Source organism: Thauera sedimentorum, from assembly GCF_014489115.1.
Lineage (GTDB): Bacteria > Pseudomonadota > Gammaproteobacteria > Burkholderiales > Rhodocyclaceae > Pseudothauera > Pseudothauera sedimentorum.
Map to the genome: position 1 here is coordinate 878,737 of NZ_JACTAH010000002.1, position 15,409 is coordinate 894,145.

Consider the following 15,409-nt stretch of genomic DNA (forward strand, 5'->3'; position numbering starts at 1 on the left):
AGAACAGCGATGACAAACCATAATCCCAACGAAGCGGTCATCCTCGGCGCGGTGCGCACCGCCTTCGGCCGCCGCGGCGGCGCGCTGCGCGAGACCCGCCCGGACGAACTGCTGGCCGCCGCGCTGCGCGGCGTGCTGGCGCGCAGCGGCGTGCCCGGCGAGAAGATCGGCGACGTGCTCGCCGGCTGCGTCAGCCAGGCCGGCGAGCAGGGCGCCAACATCGCCCGCCAGGCGGCGCTGCTGGCCGGCCTGCCGGCCGAGGTGCCGGGCGTCACCATGAACCGAATGTGCGGCTCCAGCCAGTTTGCGGTGCATGCCGCGGCGCAGGCGGTGGCCGCCGGCGACCTGGACTTCGCCATCGGCTGCGGCGTGGAGAGCATGAGCCGGGTGCCGATGTTCCTCGACCTGACCCTGGGCAAGGGGGAGTTCCGCGGCTTCGACGGCCTGCACCCGGACATCCTCGCGCGCTACGCCATCCCGCACCAGGTGGAGAGCGCCGAGCTGATCGCCGAGCGCTGGCAGCTGTCGCGCACCGAGCTGGACGACTACGCCATCGAAAGCCACCGCCGCGCCAACGAGGCGCGCGTGGCCGGCTGGCACGACGAGATCCTGCCGCAGCAGGGCGTGGACAAGGAGGGCGCCGCGCTCACCCTGGCCCACGACGAAGGCATCCGCGCGCAGATCGACGAGGCGCGCATGCGCGGCATGCCGCCGGTGTTCCGCTCGCCGGAAACCGGGGTGGTCACCGCCGCCAACGCCAGCCAGATGACCGACGGTGCCGCCGCGGTGGTGGTCGGCAGCCGACGCGCCGCCGCGGAGCTGGGGCTGGCGCCGCGCGCGCGCTTCCTTGCCCGCGTGGCGGTGGGTTCCGACCCGGTGATGCAGCTCACCGGGGTGATCCCGGCCGCGCACCGCGCGCTGGAAATGGCCCGCCTGACGGTGGGCGACCTCGACTGGATCGAGGTCAACGAAGCCTTCGCCAGCGTGGCGCTGTGCTTCGCCCGCGAATTCCGCCCGGACATGGCGCGCCTCAACCCCTGGGGCGGGGCGATTGCCCACGGCCACCCGCTGGGCGCCACCGGTGCCGGGTTGATGGCCAAGATGCTCACCGGCCTGGAGCGCAGCGGCGGGCAGTTCGGCCTGCAGGTGATGTGCATCGGCCACGGCATGGCCACCGCCACCGTCATCGAACGACTCTGAAACACGCGAAGGAAACAGCAATGAAGATCGACAACTCGGTATTCCTGATCACCGGCGGCGCCTCCGGCCTGGGCGCGGCCACCGCGCGCATGGTGGTGGCGGGCGGCGGCAAGGCGGTGCTGGCCGACCTCAACGAAGCGGCCGGCCACGCGCTGGCCGACGAGCTGGGCGCGGCGGTGCGCTTCGTGCGCACCGACGTCACCGACGAGGCCTCCACCCGTGCCGCGGTAGACGCTGCGGTGAGCGCCTTCGGCAGCCTCAACGCCCTGGTGTGCTGCGCCGGCGTGGCGCCGGGCGAGAAGGTGGTCGGCAAGGACGGCCCGCACGGGCTGGAGAGCTTCACCCGCGGGGTGATGATCAACCTGGTCGGCACCTTCAACCCGATCCGCCTGGCCGCAGACGTAATGAGCCGGCAGGCGCCCAACGAGGAAGGCGAGCGCGGGGTGATCGTCACCACCGCCTCGGTGGCTGCCTTCGACGGCCAGATCGGCCAGGCGGCCTATTCCGCCTCCAAGGCCGGCGTGGTCGGCATGACCCTGCCGATCGCCCGCGAGCTGGCGCGCTACGGCATCCGCGTGATGACGCTGGCCCCGGGGATCTTCGAGACCCCGATGCTGCGCGGGCTGCCGCAGGAGGTGCAGGATTCGCTCGGCAAGATGGTGCCCTTCCCCTCGCGCCTGGGGCGGGCCAGCGAATACGCGCAACTGGTCAAATCGATCTGCGAGAACCCGATGCTCAACGGCGAGGTCATCCGTATCGACGGCGCGCTGCGCATGGCCGCCAAGTGATGACCGGACCAGGGATGGAGACGTGCCGATGACCCCGACCGAACTCGACCCCCGCAGCGCGGCCAATGTGCGCCGCGCGCGCCGCGAGCTGATCGGCGACGCGCTGGCGCGCTCGGTGCGCCGCAACCCGGCGCGCGAGGCGCTGCGCTTCGAGGCGCGCAGCTGGACTTACGCCGAACTCGACGCCGCCGCCAACCGCGTGGCCCAGCGCCTGCTCGCCCTGGGCCTGGCCACCGGCGACCGGGTGGCGGCCTACGGCCGCAACTCGGATGCCTATGTGCTGCTGTGGCTGGGCTGCGTGCGCGCCGGGCTGATCCACGTGCCGATCAACTACGCGCTGCGTGATGCCGAGCTGGGCTACATCGTCGAGCAGTCCGGCGCGCGGGCGCTGTTCTGCGACCCGGACATGGCCGAACACGTCGCCGCGCTCGGCCCGGATCTGGGCTGCGCCTGGCAGGGCACGCTGTGCGGCGGTAACGCGCACGACGTGCTGGCCTGGGCGCAGGCCGCGGGTGATGCCACGCCGCCGGAGATCGAGGTCGACGAGGACGACATCGCCCAGCTCCTGTACACCTCGGGCACCACCGCCGCGCCCAAGGGCGCGATGATGAGCCACCGCGCGCTGCTCGCCGAGTACGCCAGCACCCTGCTGGCCTGCGACATCCGTGCCGAGGACCGCGCGCTGGCCGCGCTGCCGCTCTACCACTCGGCGCAGATGCATGTCTTCCTGATGCCGCAGCTGCTGGTCGGCGCCACCACGCTGCTGATCCAGAGCCCGCAGCCGGAGCAGTGCTTCGAGCTGATCGCCGCCGAGCGCATCACCTCCTTCTTCGCCCCGCCCACGGTGTGGATCGGCTTCCTGCGCCACCCGGGCTTCGAGCCGGCGCGTCTGGTCTCGCTGCAGAAGGGTTACTACGGCGCCTCCATCATGCCGGTGCCGGTGCTGCAGGAGCTCGCCGCCCGCCTGCCCGCGCTGCAGCTCTACAACTGCTACGGGCAGAGCGAGATCGCCCCGCTCGCCACCGTGCTGCGCCCCGAGGAGCATGCCGAGCGTCCGGCGTCCGCGGGCCGGCCGATCTACATGGTCGAGACCCGGGTGGTGGACAGCGAGATGCGCGACCTGCCGCCGGGCGAGATGGGCGAGATCGTGCACCGCTCGCCGCAGCTGATGAGCGGCTACTGGAACAAGCCCGAGGAAACCGCGGCGAGCTTTGCCGACGGCTGGTTCCGCTCCGGCGACGTGGGCTATCTCGACGAGGCCGGCTACCTCTACATCACCGACCGCATCAAGGACATCATCAAGACCGGCGGCGTGGTGGTGGCCGGGCGCGAGGTGGAGGAATGCCTGTACACCCATCCGGCGGTGGCCGAGGTGGCGGTGATCGGCCTGCCGGACGCGCGCTGGATCGAGGCGGTGGTCGCGGTGGTGGCGCTCAAGCAGGGCGCGACCGCCAGCGCCGAGGCGCTGATCGCCCATGTCCACGAGCGCCTGGCGCCGTTCAAGGCGCCCAAGCGGGTGTATTTCGTCGACGACCTGCCGCGCAATGCGTCGGGCAAGCTGCTCAAGCGCGAGCTGCGCGAGCGCTACAAGGCGGAGGCCGGAGGCTGAGCCGGGTGATCGCGGCCAAGGCCGCTCCTACAGATGCGGAGGCAGTGAACGACCGCGCCGCTTGCCAGCGTGTAGGAGCGGCCTTGGCCGCGATAGGTTTCTTCAGCGGCAGCCCCGTTCAGCCGGGCACATCCACCAAACGCTTCAGATGCGCCGCCAGCGCCGCATCCATGGTCGCCAGGTGCAGGTCGAACCAGCCGGGCAGGCTCTCGCGCACGTAGGCGCGCGCGAGCTTGAGCCGGCCGGCCTGCACGCCGCGGCCGAAGGCCATCAGTTCGCCGAGCACGCGCTGGTGCTCGTTGGTGTGCTCGCCGATGGCCGGGAAGCGCGTCGCACGCATGCGCGCGTCCTCGGCGGCGAAGTGTGCGCGGGTGTGTTCCAGCAAGCCGGCGTAGAGCGCGGGAAAGCGCGCATCGTCGGCTGCCGCGAGTTCGGCGGCGAGGGCGACGAACTCGCGGTGGGTGGCATCCATCTCCGCCACGCCCAGGGCGTGGCGTTCGTCGATGAAGGTGAGCGCGCCCATCAGGCCGCTGCCGGCTCGTTGATGCTGATGCCGGCCAGTTCGCGCACGTCGGCTTCCACCACGGTCAGGCCGATGCGCGCACAGAAGCGCCGCTCCTTGTCGTTGGGTTCGGGGATCAGCGCCCAGCCGGCCGGTTGCGCCGCACTGTAGATGAAGTCGGAGAGCAGCATGCGCACGGTGTCGCGGTTGAGCCGTGTGCCGGCCACCAGGTACTTGAGGCCCTTGCGCCGTTCCTTGAGGTAGTTGGGAATGGCGAAGCCGCCCATCAGCTCGGTGATGTAGTCGACATAGTCGGCGTCCGAGGCGATCCACTGTGGCTCCGGCCAGGGCGTGCCACAGGGCTTGAAGAGGATGGGTGCGGCCGGGTCGATCTCGCTCTCTTCGACCGCGGCGCTGTAGCCGGTGCCGTCGTGCCGGTAGAGCTTGTAGCGCAGCCCGCTGGCGATGCGCGCGGTGCCGACGATCAGCGTGTGCGGGCGGTTGGCGTAAAGCTTCTGCAGGCCGCTGTCGCGGTTCAGGTCGATCACGTAGGGCAGTTCGAGGCCAGCCAGCCAGCGGTGCACCGCGGCCTCGCTCCAGCCGTCGTTGGCGTAGATCTGCTCCATGGCGCGGTTCACCGCGCTGCGCCCGCGCTTGAGTTCGACGTTCATCGCCGCGCGCGGGAATTCGTACATCAGCCGCGGGGCCATCGGCTGGCCGTTGTTGAGCGCGAGGATCAGCTCGTCGCTGGTCGCCGGCATCTTGCGCCCGGTGTCGCGGTGGCTCACGTCGGCCAGCACGTCGGCGCCGAGGAAGGGGACGACGGTGCCGCTGGCTAGGGCGGCGCGGATCTCTGCAAGGCACGTGTCCATGATGGGTCCTGTCGGTTGCATGGGCGGATGCCTGGGATCGTGCAAGAACGGTGCCACGCTGCCGGCGCGCCCGAAAGCCGCGCCCTTGCTGGTCGAAGGCGGTGGTCGATACCCATGCGACGATGTCGGCTTTGCGACAAAACCCAAAATGGGGCTTAATTTCAATTGCATGGTGTCGATATGCCGAAGGACATGCACGGCGGCGCAGGATGCGGACGCCGGACGAGGCGCCGGCCCGCGGCAGGCAGCGGGCCATTCCGGGAGGACCGGCAGTGAAGAAAAAGAACATCGTATTGACCGGGCGCGAGGTGTCGCTCGGGGCGGACGAGCAGATCGTCAGCAAGACCAACCTGAAGGGGCAGATCACCTACGCCAACCGCGCCTTCATGCATCTGTGCGACTACGCCGAGAACGATCTGCTCGGTGTGCAGCACAACATCGTGCGCCACCCGGACATGCCGCGTGCGGTCTTCCACATGATGTGGGAAACCCTGCAGGCCGGGCAGGAGTTCTTCGGCTTCGTGAAGAACCTCACCGCCAACGGCGACCACTACTGGGTGTTCGCCAACGTCACCCCCGACCGCGAGCCCGGCGGCGAGGTGGTGGGCTACTTCTCGGTGCGCCGCCGGCCCTCGCAGCGCGGGGTCGAGGCCGCCGGCGCGCTGTACGCCGAGATGGTCGCGGCCGAGCGCCAGGCCGGCCCGGCCCGCGCGATCGAAGCCTCCCGGGCGCTGCTCGAAGAGCGCCTCGGCGGGCAATCCTACGAACGCTTCGCGCTTGCGCTGCAACTGGGCTGAGGAGCCGGTCATGCCACATGCAATCGAGGTGGGCCGCCACCATCGCAGCCACGGCTCGCTGAATCTGGAGCGCCGCTTCCAGATGGTGTGCGCCGTGTTCTGCGCCATCACCGTGGCGCTGGCCGTGGTCGGCGCGCTGCGTGCCGGGCTCAACTACGCCCACCTGCTGTTTCCGCTGCTGTCCATCGCCTTTGCGCTGTTCGCGGTGCGCCAGTTCCGCCGGCCGCTGCATACCCTGAACTACATGCGCACCGTGGTGACCGAGGCGCGCGAAGGGCGCCTGCACAAGCGCATCACCCGCACCGAGAAGCTCGGCGAGGTCGGGCTGGTGGCCTGGGAGCTGAACGAACTGCTGGACCTGGTGGAGACCTACTTCAAGGAAGTGTCCACCTGCTTCGCCCGCGCGGCGCGCGGCGAGTACCACCGCCGGGCGCTGGACGGCGCCATGCCGGGGCAGTTTGCCGAGTCCCTGCACCGCATCAACGAGGCGCTGCAGGCGATGGAGGACAACGCCCACTACATCGCGCGCAACCGCCTGGGCTCGGGCATGCACGGGCTCAACATGAGCAAGCTGCTGGGCAATCTGCAGGGCAACCAGGCGGATCTGAGCGCGGTGAGCCGGGAGATGGACGAGGTCACGCAGATCGCCGACCGGAACCTGGCCGCCGCACGGCAGAGCCGCCAGACCACCGAGGCCATCGGCAGCGCGCTGGAAGGCATCGGCAGCCGCATGACGGAGATGCGCCGCGCCGCCGAGGAACTGGGCGAGGCCAGCCGGCAGATCGACCGCACCATCCTGATCATTGCCGAGATCTCCGACCAGACCAACCTGCTGGCCCTCAACGCCGCCATCGAGGCGGCGCGCGCCGGCGAGCAGGGGCGCGGCTTCGCGGTGGTGGCCGACGAGGTGCGCAAGCTGGCCGAGCGCACCAAGAACGCCGCCACCGAAGTCGGCAGCATCATCGGCGGCCTGCGTGATCGGGTCGACGGCATGGTGGGGCAGACCGCCCATACCAGCGAGGTGTCCGAGGCCGCCGCTGGCCAGGTCACCGAGTTCCGCGCGGGCTTCGAGCGTCTGGCCGAGTCGTCCGAGCGCACGCTGGAACTGCTCGACCGCGCCAAGGACCTGTCGAACGCCTCGCTCGCCAAGCTCGACCACGTGCTCTACATGCAGAGCGCCTACATGGCGATCGAGCGCAACGGCGAAGGCGAGGAGTCGCTGACCGCCTCCAAGGCGGCGCACGAGGCCGAGCTGGGACGCTGGTATCTGGAAGGCGGCGGGCGCGCGCGCTTTGCCGGCACCAGCGCCTATGCCCGCATGGCCAAGCCCAACGAGCGCGTGCACGCGCGGGTGCACGAGGTGATCGGACTGCTGGCGCAGGACTGGGAGAACGACCCCAAGGTGTGCGAGCGCATGATAGGCGCGATGCGCGAGGCCGAATCGGCCAGCGGCGAGGTGCTGGCCGCGATCGACGCGATGGTGGCCGAACGCCACGGTTGAGGGTGCCTGCGGGCGCGCCGGTGTCCGCATGGTCCAGGTCGCAGCACCCGGCTGTACCGTTTCTGCGCAGCGGCGTGACCGATACCCGGCCCGGGTCGGCTTGCGCGTTGCAGCACCTGCGGCCCCGCTTGGCGTTCATGTCCTTTGGATATGACGGAATGCATCCGTGATGCATCGCAAAATGCATGGACGGCGGCCCGGCATGGTATGGCAATTGCGTTTGTCCCGCGGGTGACACCCGCAGGGCGGCGAGCGCCGCTGCGGGTTTCTCCACAGCCCGCCGGAGCGTGCCCGACCATGAACGACCCACAACAGGTGTTGCGCAAACTGCTGCAGATCGAGGAGCCGTGGACGGTGACCGAGTCCCTGCTCGATGCGGCGCGCCGCCGCCACGACATATGGATCTCGCTTGAAACGCCGCGCGGCTGGTTCGGACTCGGCCGTGCCAAGGCGCCGCCCAGTGCTCCACCGGTCTCCTGGCGCCATGTGAACTTCGGCGACTGGGAGGTGCACGTGCATGTCGCCGCACCGCCCAGCGCAGATCTGAGTCATCAGCCGTGGACGGGAGACGCCGACCTGCCGTTCTCGCGTGCGCTCACCCGCCAGGTGTTCGCCCACCTGCGCGAGGGCTGCAGCCTGCAGAGCATCTGCGCCCTGTTGCGCCTGCCGATCGCCGACCTGTGGCGCTTCCGCTACGCGCTCGACAGCGGGCGCTGGTCGGCCGCAGGGATGCCGCCGCCGGGTGAAGCACCTGCCGCCGGCGCGCCCTCGGCGGGCGATGCGCCCGCGCGCGAGCAGGGCGATCCGGACGTGCCCGATCCGGCCGACCCGGTCTGGACCGCGCTGCTCGACGGCTCGCTGCCGATCGAGATCCGAGCGCTCGGCCTGCGCCTGCTGCTGACCCGCCTGCGCGCGCAGTTCGAGCTGATCGCAGACGCCGAGGTGCGCAGCCTGAAGCTGCAGGAGTGCCGCCGCTACTTCCTCAAGAACAAGCATCTGCTTGCCCACGAACTCGCCCAGTTGCGCGGCGAGGGGCGGGTGGTGCAGTGAGCGCGCATGCCGGAGCCAGGCCATGACTAAAGCAGCGATTTCCCCTTCCGCCGGCCGCCTGATGAGCGTGGCCGAGGCCGCAGAGCGCATCGCCGCCGGCGCCTGGCTGTGGATCGCCGGCGACGAGGCGCTGCTGCACCGCCTGCCGCGCGGCCACTGGATCGGCGGCACCATCCCCTACTTCATGGGGCAGGACGGCGGCCAGACGAGCCGCGAGCAGCTCTTCGTCACCGAGGTGGAGGTGCATGGCGCGCCGCCGCAGATCCGCTTCCATGACCTCACCTCGCTCGCGCGCCTGTGTGCCGAAGCGCCCGAGCACGGCTACTCCTTCCTCATCATCCCGGCGTTCTCCGCGGTGCATTCCTACTATGCGCGCAACGCCCCGGGCTTCGAGGACATGTTCGTCAAGCCGGTGGTCGGCTGGGTCGCCGGCGTGCACCTGGACGAACTGAGCGATGCCACCCCCGGGGTGATCGACGGCGAGACCGGGGTGTTCGACAGCGAGCGCGCGCTGGTCATGCACGTGCCGCTGCCGGCCGACCGCTACGCGCGCGTGGAGATCGTGAACCTGCTCGAACAGGGCGACGGCGACCGCATCCGCTTCCCGGAGACCGGCTTCTCGGCCGGCGAATGCCTGATCAACGGCCAGCCGGCGCGCCTGGCTGACTATCTGGCGGCGCGCGACATCGACCTCAGCCTGCCGCTGGTGGCCGACTACTGCGGGGCGATGGTCAACGTGTCCTTCAAGGGCGTGGACAAGGCGAACGGGCGGGTGGATTTCTACGCCCCGGTGTTCGGCGACGTGGAGTACCGGCTGGCACGCCGGCGCGTCGACGGGACCGGGCACGCCGGCGCGGAGGGGGCGGCGTTCTCCTGCAACTGCATCCTCAACTACCTCTACGACCGCCTGGAAGGCCGGCGCACCGGCGCCTTCACCGGGCCGATGACCTTCGGCGAGATCGCCTACCTGCTGCTCAACCAGACCCTGGTCTATCTGGCCATCGAGCGGACCTGAACCCGCCTGTAGGAGCGGCCTTGGCCGCGATGCGGTGCGGGGGAGAACGAAGGCCGCATCGCGGGCAAGCCCGCTCCTACGGGTGAAGGATCGTCCGCTCAAGCGCACCGGCGCCTTTGCCGGGCCGATGAGTTTCGGCGAGATCGCCCACCTGCTGCTCAAGCGGACCTGAACCCGCCTGTAGGAGCGGCCTTGGCCGCGATGCGGCGTGGGCAAGAACGAAGGCCGCATCGCGGGCAAGCTCGCTCCCAAGGGCGAACAAGCGTCGGGGGCGGCGTCAATCGACCCGGCGCACGGCGGCCACGCCGCCGATCACCAGGTATTCGTCCTCGCCCTGCAGGCGGCCGGGCAGCAGGCGGGCGAAGGCCAGCACCTTTGGCAGCGGCACCGCGCATTCCATCACCCGGTCGCCGAATTCGCCGGCGCGTTCGCGGCTGGCGGAGAAGGAGCTCAGGTTGTTGAGCAGCACCGCGTTGCGTCCGTCGGGCAGGGGGGCGAGCGTCGCCAGCGCGTCGCGCCCGCTGATGCCGCGGTAGAGGGTGAGGTGGCGCTTTCCCGCGTGGCGGCGCGCCAGTTCGTGCTGGGCGTAGGCGTAGAGGAGATCCACCTGCGCTTCCAGCGCGCCGGTGCCGTACAGGCCGGCCGCGCGCTCGTGCTCGAAGGCGGTGCGCGCCGGGCAGTCGCCGTCGCCCAGCGGGCCGCGGTGGAAGCCGGTGAGCAGGCCGAAGCGCGATTCCACCCAACTCTTCAGCACCGCCCCTTCACGGCCTTCCGAGTCGAACAACCAGCCGCGCAGCAGGCGCAGGTAGTCGAGCCGGCTGCGGTCGATGCGCGCGTGCTCGGTGAGGCCCTGCGCCGGGGCGTCGTCGAGCAGGAAGTGGGCGGTCATGTAGTGCATGAAGAGTTGCGCGCGCGCTGTCGCATCGTCGACAAGCGACAAACGCTCGAACAAGGGGCGGTGCAGGGGCTGCACGCCGTCCACTTCGAGATCCACCGGGGCGAGCTGGAAAGCCAGGCTGGCCAGGGCTTCGGCGGGCAGATTGCAGCGATTCACCGGCAGGCGCGCGGCGGGAGGGGCGCTCAGGCGGGCGAGCGCCGGAGGGATGTTCGTGGCCCTACAAATTGTAGGGGTTTTGTCGCACGGGATGCCGCCGTCGGATGCCCGGTCATCGCTGCAAAAATCAGTCATTTCAGTGTGTTAGGCGCCGTTTGCGGGATTGGCACAGTCCTTGCGGAAGTGAGGCCGTGGTCCAGTGCTACACGATCGATTACCGAATCCCGTTTCGACAAGGAGTAACGCATCATGGCAAAACTTCGTCAAGCCGCCATCTACGGCAAGGGTGGCATCGGCAAGTCCACCACCACCCAGAACCTGGTCGCCGCGCTCGCTGAAGCCGGCAAGAAGGTGATGATCGTCGGCTGCGACCCGAAGGCCGACTCCACCCGCCTGATCCTGCACAGCAAGGCGCAGAACTCGGTCATGGAACTGGCTGCCGAGGCCGGCTCCGTGGAAGACCTCGAGCTCGAGGACGTGATGTCCGTCGGCTTCGGTGGCGTGAAGTGCGTCGAGTCCGGTGGCCCGGAACCCGGCGTGGGCTGCGCCGGCCGCGGGGTGATCACCGCGATCAACTTCCTGGAAGAGGAAGGCGCCTACGACGAAGAGCTCGACTTCGTGTTCTACGACGTGCTGGGCGACGTGGTCTGTGGCGGTTTCGCCATGCCGATCCGCGAGAACAAGGCGCAGGAAATCTACATCGTGTGCTCCGGCGAGATGATGGCCATGTACGCCGCCAACAACATCTCCAAGGGCATCGTGAAGTACGCCAACTCCGGTGGCGTGCGTCTGGCCGGCCTGATCTGCAACAGCCGCAACACCGACCGCGAAGACGAACTGATCGAGGCGCTGGCCGCCAAGCTGGGCACCCAGATGATCCACTTCGTGCCGCGCGACAACGTGGTGCAGCACGCCGAGATCCGCCGCATGACCGTGATCGAGTACGACCCGAAGGCCAAGCAGGCCGACGAGTACCGCGCGCTGGCCAAGAAGATCATCGAGAACACCAAGTTCGTGATCCCCACCCCCTGCACCATGGACGAGCTCGAAGAGCTGCTGATGGAGTTCGGCATCATGGAGCAGGAAGACGAGTCCATCGTCGGCAAGACCGCCGCCGAACTGGCCGCCGAAGCCGCTGCCGCCTGATCGTCCGCCAGGGCGAAACCCGCCCGGCGGCGCGCCAAGGCGTGCGTCGCCGGGTATCGAGCAAACCTATGCATGCCGTGCACGGATTGGTGCCGGTGTGAACAGGAGAAGCAGGATGTCTACGCTCACCCGTGAAGAAACCGAGAGCCTGATCCAGGAGGTTCTCGAGGTTTATCCCGAGAAGGCCAAGAAGGACCGCGCCAAGCACCTGGCGGTCAATGACCAGTCGATCGAGCAGTCGAAGAAGTGCATCACCTCCAACCGCAAGTCGCAACCCGGCGTGATGACCATCCGTGGCTGTGCCTATGCCGGTTCGCGCGGCGTGGTGTGGGGACCAGTCAAGGACATGATCCACATCTCCCACGGCCCGGTCGGCTGCGGCCAGTATTCGCGCGGCGGTCGGCGCAACTACTACGTCGGCGCCACCGGCGTGAATACCTTTGCCGAGATCAACTTCACCTCCGACTTCCAGGAAAAGGACATCGTCTTCGGCGGCGACAAGAAGCTCGCCAAGATCATGCAGGAGATCGAGCAGCTCTTCCCGCTGCACAAGGGCATCTCGGTGCAGTCCGAGTGCCCGATCGGCCTGATCGGCGACGACATCGAAGCCGTCTCCAAGAAGGCCGCGAAGGAAATGAACAAGGTCGTTGTGCCGGTGCGCTGCGAAGGTTTCCGCGGCGTGTCGCAGTCGCTCGGCCACCACATCGCCAACGACGCCATCCGTGACTGGGTGCTGTCGAACCGCGACGGCAAGGAGTTCGAGTCCACCCCCTACGACGTCACCATCATCGGCGACTACAACATCGGCGGCGACGCCTGGGCTTCGCGGATCTTCCTCGAGGAGATGGGCCTGCGCGTGATCGCCCAGTGGTCCGGCGACGGCACCATCGCCGAGATGGAGAACACCCCGAAGGCGAAGCTCAACCTGCTGCACTGCTACCGCTCGATGAACTACATCAGCCGGCACATGGAAGAGAAGTACGGCATCCCCTGGATGGAGTACAACTTCTTCGGCCCGACCAAGATCGAGGAGTCGCTGCGCCGCATCGCCGCCTTCTTCGACGACAGCATCAAGGAAGGCGCCGAGCGCGTGATCGCCAAGTACAAGCCGATGATGGAAGCCGTCATCGCCAAGTACAAGCCGCGTCTGCAGGGCAAGCGGGTGATGCTCTACGTCGGCGGCCTGCGTCCGCGCCACGTCATCGGCGCGTACGAGGACCTGGGCATGGAAGTGGTCGGCACCGGCTACGAATTCGCCCACGGCGACGACTACGATCGCACCATCAAGGAAATGGGCAACGCCACCCTGCTGTATGACGACGTCACCGGCTTCGAGCTGGAAGAGTTCGTCAAGCGCGTCAAGCCCGACCTGGTCGGCTCCGGCATCAAGGAAAAGTACATCTTCCAGAAGATGGGCATCCCCTTCCGCCAGATGCACAGCTGGGACTACTCCGGCCCGTACCACGGCTACGACGGTTTCGCGATCTTCGCCCGCGACATGGACATGACGCTCAACAACCCGTGCTGGGGCAAGCAGACCCCGCCGTGGAAGAAGAGTGCCGAAGCGGACGAAGTGAAGGCTGCCGCCTGACGTAACACGAGCCAGACGGCGGGGTGCCGGCCCCAATCCGGCATCCCGCCGCACGGAATCAACCTTATGTGCCGCGTCCACGGATGAGTGGCGCCGGCCAAGGAGCCTCAAATGCAGATCGTTGACGACATCAAGCCCTGCTACCCGCTGTTCCGCGACGACGACTACAAGGCGTCGCTGAAGAACAAGCAGGACCTGTTCGAAGAGAAGGTGCCCGACGACAAGATCGCCGAAACCTTCGAGTGGACCACCACCAAGGAATACCAGGAGCTCAACTTCGCCCGCGAAGCGCTGACCATCAACCCCGCCAAGGCCTGCCAGCCGCTGGGCGCGGTGCTGTGCGCGCTGGGCTTCGAGAAGACCCTGCCCTACGTGCATGGCTCGCAGGGCTGCGTGGCCTACTTCCGCACCTACTTCAACCGCCACTTCAAGGAGCCGATCGCCTGCGTGTCCGACTCCATGACCGAAGACGCGGCGGTGTTCGGCGGCCAGAAGAACATGTTCGACGGTCTGGAAAACGCCAAGGCGCTGTACAAGCCGGAGATGATCGCGGTGTCCACCACCTGCATGGCGGAAGTCATCGGTGACGACCTCAACGCCTTCATCAACAACTCCAAGAAGGAAGGCCACATCGCGCAGGACTTCCCGGTGCCCTTCGCCCACACCCCGTCCTTCGTCGGCAGCCACACCACCGGCTGGGACAACATGTTCGAGGGCATCGCGCGCTACTTCACCCTCAACTCCATGGAAGGCAAGGTCCCGGGCAGCAACGGCAAGCTCAACTTCGTGCCGGGCTTCGAGACCTACCTGGGCAACTACCGCGTCATCGCCCGCATGATGAAGGAGATGGGCGTCGAGGCGAGCATCCTCTCCAACCCGACCGAAGTGCTCGACACCCCGTCGGACGGCGAGTACCGCATGTACGCCGGCGGCACCACCATGGATGAGGTGAAGGACGCCCCGAACGCGCACAACACCATCCTGCTGCAGCCCTGGCAACTCGAGAAGACCAAGAAGTTCGTCGAGAACACCTGGAACCACGAGGTGCCCAAGCTCAACATTCCGATGGGCCTGGCCTGGACCGACGAGTTCCTGATGAAGGTCTCCGAGATCACCGGCAAGGAAATCCCGGCCTCCCTGGAGATCGAGCGCGGCCGCCTGATGGACATGATGCAGGACAGCCACACCTGGCTGCACGGCAAGAAGTTCGCGCTCTACGGCGATCCGGACTTCGTCATGGGCATGACCCAGTTCCTGCTGGAACTCGGCGCCGAGCCGCTGCACGTACTGTCCAACAACGCCAACAAGCGCTGGGGCAAGGCGATGGACAAGCTGCTGGCCTCCAGCCCCTACGGCGCCAACGCCAAGGTGTATGTCGGCAACGACCTGTGGCACCTGCGCAGCCTGTGCTTCACCGAGAAGCCCGACTTCCTCATCGGCAACTCCTACGGCAAGTACATCCAGCGCGACACCGCCCACAAGGGCCCGCAGTTCGAAGTGCCGCTGATCCGCCTCGGCTTCCCGATCTTCGACCGCCACCACCTGCACCGCATGACCACCCTGGGCTACGAGGGCGCGATGTACATCCTCACCACCCTGGTCAACGCCGTGCTGGAGAAGCTCGACGACGAGACCCGCGGCATGGGCACCACGGACTTCAACTACGACCTGGTGCGCTGAGTCCGTGCAAGGCCGGCGGCCGCATCGCGGCCGAGGCCGCTCCTACCGCGCGCATGCATCCGTAGGAGCGGCCTCGGCCGCGATCCCCGCCGGCCCGCACACGACCGACAGAAAGAAGGAAACCCATGGCCAACATCATGATCCGCAAGACCGCCGAGGGCGGGCTGTCGTTCTACCTGCCCAAGCGCGACCTGGAAGACAACATCGTCTCGATCGAATTCGACCAGGCCGACAAGTGGGGTGGCGAGCTGAAGCTGGCCAACGGCGGCACCTATTACGTCGATCCGCTGGACGCGCAGCCCAAGCTGCCGATCTCGCTGCGCGCCAAACGCGTCGACGCCCCGGAATGACACGCTAGGAGAACCATCATGGCGCTCAAGATCCTGCAATCCGAATGCACCTCCTGTGGGGACTGCAAGCCGGTGTGCCCGACCAAGTCGATCACCGACAAGGGCGGCATCTTCAAGATCAACCCGGATACCTGTACCGAGTGCGAGGGCGAGTTCGACGAGCCCCAGTGCGTGGCGGTGTGCCCGGGTACCGACAGCACCATCGTCCCGCTCGCCGCCTGAGCCGGACTTTCAGCGGCGCGGACGGCGCCTGC

The 15,409-nt window shown here is 68.1% G+C and carries 15 protein-coding genes and 1 pseudogene; 13 read left to right on the top strand and 3 right to left on the bottom strand.

The window, feature by feature from the left end; genetic code table 11:
* Window positions 1-9: 9 nt before the first annotated feature.
* The 3 genes from IAI53_RS13870 to IAI53_RS13880 are packed head-to-tail and all read left to right on the top strand — an operon-like array spanning window position 10 to window position 3,597.
* Window positions 10-1,200 (top strand): thiolase family protein, encoded by a 1,191-nt coding sequence (locus IAI53_RS13870; RefSeq protein WP_187718765.1) that lies wholly within the window; start codon window positions 10-12, stop codon window positions 1,198-1,200.
* A gap of 20 nt (window positions 1,201-1,220) precedes the next feature.
* A complete protein-coding gene (locus tag IAI53_RS13875) occupies window positions 1,221-1,988 on the top strand; it encodes a 3-hydroxyacyl-CoA dehydrogenase (RefSeq protein WP_187718766.1) in 768 nt (255 codons plus the stop codon).
* 28 nt (window positions 1,989-2,016) lie between these two features.
* Window positions 2,017-3,597, top strand: a complete 1,581-nt coding sequence (locus IAI53_RS13880) for an acyl-CoA synthetase (protein WP_187718767.1) — start codon at window positions 2,017-2,019, stop codon at window positions 3,595-3,597.
* Window positions 3,598-3,715: 118 nt separating this feature from the next.
* Here the strand turns inward: IAI53_RS13880 and IAI53_RS13885 are convergent, their stop codons facing one another.
* Both IAI53_RS13885 and IAI53_RS13890 read right to left on the bottom strand, forming a co-directional pair.
* Entirely contained in the window at window positions 3,716-4,120 is a 405-nt protein-coding gene (locus IAI53_RS13885; RefSeq protein WP_187718768.1) for a bacteriohemerythrin, read from the bottom strand.
* The gene (locus IAI53_RS13890) at window positions 4,120-4,971 is read right to left on the bottom strand and encodes an SIR2 family protein (RefSeq protein ID WP_187718769.1); all 852 of its coding nucleotides are present in this window, start codon (window positions 4,969-4,971) and stop codon (window positions 4,120-4,122) included. Before IAI53_RS13890 ends, IAI53_RS13885 begins: the two co-directional genes overlap by 1 nt.
* Before the next feature lie 272 nt (window positions 4,972-5,243).
* On the opposite strand from IAI53_RS13890, the gene IAI53_RS13895 reads away from it, so the two are divergent.
* The 5 genes and pseudogenes from IAI53_RS13895 to IAI53_RS13910 all read left to right on the top strand — a co-directional run bounded on the left by IAI53_RS13895 (window position 5,244) and on the right by IAI53_RS13910 (window position 9,334).
* Window positions 5,244-5,768, top strand: a complete 525-nt coding sequence (locus IAI53_RS13895; protein WP_349771931.1) for a PAS domain-containing protein — start codon at window positions 5,244-5,246, stop codon at window positions 5,766-5,768.
* A 625-nt stretch (window positions 5,769-6,393) separates the two neighbouring features.
* Window positions 6,394-6,819 (top strand): annotated as a pseudogene (locus IAI53_RS18800) (methyl-accepting chemotaxis protein); the annotation flags it as partial.
* Between the two features lie 117 nt (window positions 6,820-6,936).
* Window positions 6,937-7,269: a CZB domain-containing protein gene (locus tag IAI53_RS18805; protein WP_432813931.1), complete on the top strand. Its 333-nt coding sequence runs from the start codon at window positions 6,937-6,939 to the stop codon at window positions 7,267-7,269.
* A gap of 297 nt (window positions 7,270-7,566) precedes the next feature.
* A complete protein-coding gene (locus IAI53_RS13905) occupies window positions 7,567-8,319 on the top strand; it encodes a hypothetical protein (protein ID WP_187718772.1) in 753 nt (250 codons plus the stop codon).
* A 22-nt stretch (window positions 8,320-8,341) separates the two neighbouring features.
* Window positions 8,342-9,334, top strand: coding sequence for a DUF6976 family protein (locus tag IAI53_RS13910; RefSeq protein WP_187718773.1), 993 nt, complete (start codon window positions 8,342-8,344; stop codon window positions 9,332-9,334).
* Window positions 9,335-9,611: 277 nt separating this feature from the next.
* On the opposite strand, the gene IAI53_RS13915 is transcribed toward IAI53_RS13910, so the two are convergent.
* The gene (locus tag IAI53_RS13915) at window positions 9,612-10,388 is read right to left on the bottom strand and encodes an NAD(+)--dinitrogen-reductase ADP-D-ribosyltransferase (RefSeq protein ID WP_222948308.1); all 777 of its coding nucleotides are present in this window, start codon (window positions 10,386-10,388) and stop codon (window positions 9,612-9,614) included.
* A gap of 249 nt (window positions 10,389-10,637) precedes the next feature.
* Between IAI53_RS13915 and nifH the strand changes: the two genes are divergently transcribed.
* The 5 genes from nifH to IAI53_RS13940 all read left to right on the top strand — a co-directional run bounded on the left by nifH (window position 10,638) and on the right by IAI53_RS13940 (window position 15,377).
* Complete coding sequence (gene nifH / locus IAI53_RS13920; protein WP_187718775.1) at window positions 10,638-11,534, top strand: nitrogenase iron protein; 897 nt, start codon at window positions 10,638-10,640, stop codon at window positions 11,532-11,534.
* 115 nt (window positions 11,535-11,649) lie between these two features.
* Window positions 11,650-13,125, top strand: coding sequence for a nitrogenase molybdenum-iron protein alpha chain (nifD, locus tag IAI53_RS13925; protein WP_187718776.1), 1,476 nt, complete (start codon window positions 11,650-11,652; stop codon window positions 13,123-13,125).
* Window positions 13,126-13,236: 111 nt separating this feature from the next.
* Window positions 13,237-14,805 (top strand): nitrogenase molybdenum-iron protein subunit beta, encoded by a 1,569-nt coding sequence (gene nifK, locus IAI53_RS13930; protein WP_187718777.1) that lies wholly within the window; start codon window positions 13,237-13,239, stop codon window positions 14,803-14,805.
* A 125-nt stretch (window positions 14,806-14,930) separates the two neighbouring features.
* The gene (gene nifT, locus IAI53_RS13935) at window positions 14,931-15,155 is read left to right on the top strand and encodes a putative nitrogen fixation protein NifT (protein WP_187718778.1); all 225 of its coding nucleotides are present in this window, start codon (window positions 14,931-14,933) and stop codon (window positions 15,153-15,155) included.
* A gap of 18 nt (window positions 15,156-15,173) precedes the next feature.
* Window positions 15,174-15,377: a 4Fe-4S dicluster domain-containing protein gene (locus tag IAI53_RS13940; protein ID WP_187718779.1), complete on the top strand. Its 204-nt coding sequence runs from the start codon at window positions 15,174-15,176 to the stop codon at window positions 15,375-15,377.
* The last annotated feature ends 32 nt before the right edge of the window (window positions 15,378-15,409 follow it).